Genomic DNA, 5,690 nt, shown 5'->3' with positions numbered 1-5,690 from the left:
GGGGGGGGGGGGGGGCGGGGCGGGGCCGCCGCGCGCGCCCCGCGCGGGGGGGCCGGCCGGGGGCGGAGCGGGGCCCGCCCCCTCGGCGGATGTCGGCGGCGCCAGGCGCTGTCCGGCCTAGATGATCAGGCTGAGCGGCATGATCAGGGCGATGGCGACGACCGAGATCACCGTCTCCATCACCGACCAGGACTTCAGCGTCTGCCCGACGCTCATCCCGAAGTACTCCTTCACCAGCCAGAAGCCGGCGTCGTTGACGTGCGACAGGAAGAGCGAGCCGGCGCCGATCGCCAGGACCAGCAGGGCCGCGTGGGTGGAGGACATGTCGGCGGCGAGCGGGGCGACGATGCCGGCGGCGGTGATGGTGGCGACCGTCGCCGAGCCGGTGGCCAGGCGGATCAGCACCGCGATCAGCCAGCCGAGCAGCAGCGCCGAGATGTGCCACTTGCCGGACCACTCGCTCACCGCGTTGCCGACGCCCACGTCGATCAGGGTCTGCTTGAAGCCACCGCCGGCGCCGACGATGAACACGATGCCGGCGATCGGGCCGAGCGACTTGCCGACGGTGTCGGAGATCCGCGCCTTGTCGAAGCCGGCCGCCTTGCCGAGGGTCAGCATGCCGAGCAGAGTCGCGGCGAGCAGCGCGATCAGCGGCGAGCCGATGAAGTCGAACACCCGCTGGCCCAACGCCTTCGGGTTGTCGATCACCACGTCGGTCAGGGCCTTGCCGAGCATCAGCACGACCGGCAGCAGGATGGTCGCCAGCACCGCGCCGAAGGACGGGGTGTGCTCGGGCTTGGCGCTCTCCTCGGGGGCGGTGGCCTTCGGGATCTCCAGCGGGCCGACCCAGCGCTCGGCCAGCCGGGAGAACAGCGGGCCGGCCACGATCAGGGTGGGCACGGCGATCAGCAGGCCGAGCGCCAGGGTGATGCCGAGGTCCGCCTTCAGGGCGTCGACGGCGACCAGCGGGCCGGGGTGCGGGGGCACCAGGCCGTGCAGCACGGACAGGCCGGCCAGCGCGGGGATGCCGATCCGCATCAGCGGCACGTTGCCGCGGCGGGCGACCAGCAGCACGATCGGGATCAGCAGGACGACGCCGACCTCGAAGAACAGCGGCAGGCCGAGGACGGCGGCGATCAGCGCCATCGCCCAGGGCAGCGCCTTGTTGCCCGACCGGGCCAGCACGGTGTCCGCGATGATGTTGGCGCCGCCGGAGTCGGCGAGCAGCTTGCCGAGCATCGCGCCCAGCCCGATCAGCAGGCCGACGCCGGCCACGGTGGAGCCGAAGCCCGTGGAGAAGCTGTTGAGCAGCTTGTCGAACGGGGCGCCCGCGACGGCGGCCAGCAGGCCGGAGCCGAGCGTGAGGGCGAGGAAGGGGTGCAGCTTCAGCTTGGTGATCAGTAGGACGATCACACCGATGCTGAGCAGGACCGCGATCAGCAGCTGGGAGTCGCTGCTGGTGTGCGGCAGGGCCGGTGGGGCGGCCGCGAGCAGAGTGGGGGACATACTCACGCGAGGTCTCCATTGACCGGCCGCAGCAGCGCCACGGCCATCTCGACGAGTTCTTCGGGGGACGGACCGACGTCCAGGACGGCGCCGCGCTCGTGCGCGCCCAGGGGTTCCAGGGCGGCGTACTGGGAGTCGAGCAGCGACGGCGGCATGAAATGGCCGGTGCGGTGGGCGAGCCGGTCCTCGACCAGCTCGTGACCGCCGCTGAGGTGCAGGAAGTAGGCACCCGGGCAGGCCGCGCGCAGGGTGTCGCGGTAGCGGTGCTTCAGCGCCGAACAGGTGACCACGCCGCCGGTGCCGTCCTCGGCCCGCTCCTTGAGCCAGGCGCCGAGGGCGCGCAGCCAGGGCGCGCGGTCCTCGTCGTCCAGCGGGATGCCGGCCGACATCTTGGCGATGTTGGCCGCCGGGTGGAAGTCGTCCGCCTCCGCGTAGGGGAGGTCGAGTCGTTCGGCCAGCAGGCGGGCCAGGGTGGTCTTGCCGACACCGGAGACGCCCATCACCACGATGGTGAGAGGGCCCGCCGGTGTCACTGCCGGGAAGTCGTGGTTCTCGACGCTGAGAGCCATGGGTGGTGCTCCTTCGTTGCCTGGCCGCCACTATCGCCTCAAAGATATGACGTATTCAAGTGGTGGAAACCAAATCGTCATACTTTTGAGCTGTGGGGTAGATCGCAGGGCGCGGGACCCGGTACGCGCCGGTGGTGGCGGCGGGGTGGGCGTCTACGCTGGGCGGATGGAGATCCAGGGGCTGCCCGGTCGGCTGCTTGACGAGCTCGGGCCCGCGATCGCGTCGGGGGAGATTCCCGAGGGTGCGGTGCTGCGCGGCGAGGAACTGGAGGAGCGGTTCGGGGTGTCCCGGACGGTCGTCCGGGAGGCGGTGCGAATCCTGGAGGGGATGCGCCTGGTGGCGTCCCGGCGGCGGGTCGGGATCACCGTGCAGCCCAGGTCGCTCTGGGACGTCTTCGACCCGCTGGTGATCCGCTGGCGGCTGGCCGGCGCGGACCGCTCGGCCCAGCTGCGTTCGCTCGGCTCGCTGCGGGTGGCCGTCGAACCGGCCGCGGCCGCGCTCGCCGCGGTACACGCGAGCGACGACGAACGGCGCCAACTCGGCTCACTGGCCGTGGAGTTGACCGTATCGGCGCGGGCCGCCGACCTCACCACCTTCCTCCGGCACGACATCGACTTCCACGCCACCGTGCTGCGCGCCTCCGGCAACGAGATGTTCGCCCACCTCGGCGACACCGTGGGGGCGGTGCTCACCGGGCGGACCGAGTACCATCTGATGCCCCATCAGCCGGAGCCGTACGCGATCCGGCTGCACCGCGAAGTCGCCGACGCGATCTGCGCGGGGGACGCCGTCCAGGCCGAGCAGGCCATGCGGACGATCGTGGCGGGCGCCCTGGAGGAGCTCAACCAGCAGTTGGGCTGACCTCCCCCGGCGGCGGGCCGCCCGCTGCCGGCTGCCCGGATCACGCGCTTTGACGGCAGTTCGGTGGATTCGGACGCATAGTCCTGGTTCGGCGGGGCAGAGTGAGGCGAGGGGGCGCGTTTCGCGTGCGCCCGTCCCGTGTCCGCCGCCGAGTCCGCGCCTGGGGGTCGATCGATGTCCGTGCCACGCCGCCGTCGCCGCCTGCCCGACGAGGTGCGCGCCGCCGCCGTCCGGGCGGTGCTCTGCCTGTCCTTCACCCTGGTCGGCGTGGTCGTCGCCACGCTCGCCTCGTACGCGGACAGTTGGCTGATGACGCCGGCGCTGATGACGATGGGGCTCGGGGTGTTCGGCACGATGTGGTGCCTGCTGGAGATCCTGATCTCGCGCCAGGTCGCCGCCCAGCGGCAGCGCGCGCCCGGCTCCGCGCACCCGATGGCGGGCAGCCGGGCGCCCGACCCGCTGGCCGCCCGGCCGCTCCCCCGCCCCGGCGGGCCACAGCGCCAGCCGCGACTGCCGGCCGCGTAGGACACCCGCGGCCGACACTGCGGATCAGTCCCCCGGGACGGCCCGGTAGTGGGTGGTGAGCCGGCCCGTGTCGTCCAGGACGTGGAAGGCGAGCATCGGCGGCTGGGTGAAGGAGATGCCGGGCCCGCCCTCGCAGGGCAGCGTGACGGTGGAGACCACACCCGGGGCGACCAGCAGGGGCAGTCCGGCGAAGGTGGTGGCGGCGCCGGTGTGGGAGTGGCCGCAGAGCAGGCCGGCCACCCGGGGGTGCCGGGCCAGCACCGCGCCCAGCGCCTCCTCGCCGAACTGGCGGATCGGGTCGACGTTCGGCAGGTGCAGGACGGCCGGCGGGTGGTGGAAGGCCACCAGCGCCGGCAGGTCGGCGCGGCCGGCCGCCCGTGAGGCGGACCACCCCGACCACAGCTCCACGGCCCCCCAGCCGGCGGCGCGGCCGGGGATCGAGGAGTCCAGCATCAGCACGTCGGCACCGGGCAGTCGGTGCAGCCGGTTGACCGGGCCGTCCGCGGGGGCCTCGCCGAGCAGCACCTCCCGGTAGGGCGCCCGGCGGTCGTGGTTGCCGGGGCAAATGAGCACCGGGTACCGGGAGTCCAGCACCTTGGCCACCTGCTCGTACTCGGCGGGCAGGCCGTGGTCGGCGAGGTCCCCGGTGACGAGCACGGCGTCCAGCGGGCCGGGCAGGGCGTCGAGGTACGCCATCACCTGCCCGGCCCGCCGCCGGGCGCGCCTGCCGCCGTCCCGGCGGTGCTCCTGCCCGAGGTGGATGTCACTGAAGTGCGCGATCGTCAGCATGCACGCCACGCTAGTCAGTTGAGGACTGCGCCGGAACCTCGGCCGGACGCTTGAACATCCGGGTGGCGGTGATCTCGCCGTGGATGGCCGGGCCGTCCGGGTCCTGCGGGGCGGGCAGACCGGGGCGCAGGTGCTCCTCGACCGAGATGTACTTGAGGCCCGCCCGCAGGTCGGCGTCGTTGCGCAGCCGGATGACCAGCGGGAACTCGGCGAGCGCGGTGGTGTCGAACAGGCCGGTGGTGTAGATCAGTTGGACGCCGAGCGCGTCGGCCACGGCCCGCTGGAGCTCCAGCAGGTAGGTGGCGTTCGCGCGGCCGATCGGGTTGTCCAGGAACAGCGTGCCGGCGTGCCGCAGCTGGGACTGGCCGCGGTCGTTGGCGCGCAGCGCGGCCATCGTGCAGTACAGCGCGATGGCGGCGGTGAGCAGCTGGCCGCCGGAGAAGACGTCGGACATCTGGCCGACGCCGACCCGCTCGGCGCGCAGCACCGCGTCCGGCTTGAGGATCTCGACGCTGACGCCCTTCGGGCCCATCGCGGCGGCGACCCCGCGCAGCAGCAGGGACATGCCGTCGCGGCGCAGGTCGCTGTTCTTGCGGACGGCGGCGCGGGTGGCCTCGTCGATGACCTCGCCGAGGCGCTCGACCAGGGTGGCGTGGTCCGGGTCCTCGAAGCGGATCCGCAGGAACTCCTGGCCGGACCACTCCCCCAGGCCCTCGGGCAGCCGGGAGAGCCGCTGGGCGGCGCGCAGGGTGGTGAGCGAGGACTCGACCAGGCCGCGCAGGCGGTCGACGATCGAGCCGCGGTTGCGCTCCAGCTGGGCGAGTTCGTCGGTCAGCACGCGCAGCCGGGGCGCGAAGGCGGCGGCCCAGGCGGCGGCGTGCTCGGGCAGCGCGGCGGCGGGCAGTTCGCGGATCTGCTGGCGGGCGGGGGTGCGGACGGCCTCGTAGCGGGCGGCGTTGGCGTGCCGGACGAGGGCGTCGGAGGCGTCGCGGACGGCGAGTTCGGCGGAGGACAGCTCGCCGGCGGCGGTGCGCAGGGTACGGCGGGCCTCGGCGGCGGTGCCGCGCGCCTCCGGCAGCGAGCCGAGGTAGGGCTCGGCGGACTGGCCGTCGTCCTCCTGCTGCTCGCGCAGGCCGTCGCGCAGCTGGCCGGCGAGTTCGTCGAAGTCGGCGGCGGCCGACTGGGCGGCGTCGAAGGTGCGTTGCAGGTCGGCGTGCGCGGTGCGGGCGGCGTCCAGGGCCTCCCGGCGTTCGGCGAGCCGGCTGGTGGCGGTGCGCAGCAGGACCTGGGCGTGCTCGGGGTCGGCGGGGACGAGGTCCTCGGGCAGTTCGGTGTGCGCCTCGCCGTCGGCGGGGGCGGAGCGCTCGGCCTCGCCGCGCAGACGCCCGAGCTGCTCGCTGGCGGCGGCGGAGCGGGCCTCGATGGTGGCGACCAGGTCC

The 5,690-nt window shown here is 73.8% G+C and carries 5 protein-coding genes and 1 pseudogene; 2 read left to right on the top strand and 4 right to left on the bottom strand.

All coding sequences use genetic code 11. The features are described from left to right. Positions 1-117: 117 nt before the first annotated feature. Positions 118-1,506 carry a gluconate:H+ symporter gene (locus ACFV61_RS33325; RefSeq protein WP_380378590.1) on the bottom strand — a complete coding sequence of 463 codons (1,389 nt, stop codon included), beginning with the start codon at positions 1,504-1,506 and terminating at the stop codon, positions 118-120. A 2-nt stretch (positions 1,507-1,508) separates the two neighbouring features. Beyond that, positions 1,509-2,075, bottom strand: a complete 567-nt coding sequence (locus ACFV61_RS33320; protein WP_063350186.1) for a gluconokinase — start codon at positions 2,073-2,075, stop codon at positions 1,509-1,511. Positions 2,076-2,241: 166 nt separating this feature from the next. Here ACFV61_RS33320 and ACFV61_RS33315 point away from each other — a divergent pair, with 166 nt between their 5' ends. Both ACFV61_RS33315 and ACFV61_RS33310 read left to right on the top strand, forming a co-directional pair. After that, the gene (locus ACFV61_RS33315; RefSeq protein WP_380495777.1) at positions 2,242-2,937 is read left to right on the top strand and encodes a FadR/GntR family transcriptional regulator; all 696 of its coding nucleotides are present in this window, start codon (positions 2,242-2,244) and stop codon (positions 2,935-2,937) included. Between the two features lie 174 nt (positions 2,938-3,111). Next, positions 3,112-3,462: a hypothetical protein gene (locus ACFV61_RS33310; protein WP_063350184.1), complete on the top strand. Its 351-nt coding sequence runs from the start codon at positions 3,112-3,114 to the stop codon at positions 3,460-3,462. 24 nt (positions 3,463-3,486) lie between these two features. Here the strand turns inward: ACFV61_RS33310 and ACFV61_RS33305 are convergent, their stop codons facing one another. Next, positions 3,487-4,251, bottom strand: coding sequence for a metallophosphoesterase (locus tag ACFV61_RS33305; protein ID WP_380495774.1), 765 nt, complete (start codon positions 4,249-4,251; stop codon positions 3,487-3,489). A 10-nt stretch (positions 4,252-4,261) separates the two neighbouring features. After that, positions 4,262-5,690 (bottom strand): annotated as a pseudogene (locus tag ACFV61_RS33300) (hypothetical protein); the annotation flags it as partial.

The sequence above is a fragment of the Kitasatospora sp. NPDC059817 genome (genome assembly GCF_042731835.1).
GTDB lineage: Bacteria > Actinomycetota > Actinomycetes > Streptomycetales > Streptomycetaceae > Kitasatospora.
This window is presented reverse-complemented; position numbering and strand designations above follow the sequence as displayed.

Bases quoted from the DNA above. Each gene is read 5' to 3' on its own strand.
- ACFV61_RS33315 (WP_380495777.1), top strand. From the start codon at position 2,242: ATGGAGATCCAGGGGCTGCCCGGTCGGCTGCTTGACGAGCTCGGGCCC.
- ACFV61_RS33325 (WP_380378590.1), bottom strand. From the start codon at position 1,506: ATGTCCCCCACTCTGCTCGCGGCCGCCCCACCGGCCCTGCCGCACACC.
- ACFV61_RS33320 (WP_063350186.1), bottom strand. From the start codon at position 2,075: ATGGCTCTCAGCGTCGAGAACCACGACTTCCCGGCAGTGACACCGGCG.
- ACFV61_RS33305 (WP_380495774.1), bottom strand. From the start codon at position 4,251: ATGCTGACGATCGCGCACTTCAGTGACATCCACCTCGGGCAGGAGCAC.
- ACFV61_RS33310 (WP_063350184.1), top strand. From the start codon at position 3,112: ATGTCCGTGCCACGCCGCCGTCGCCGCCTGCCCGACGAGGTGCGCGCC.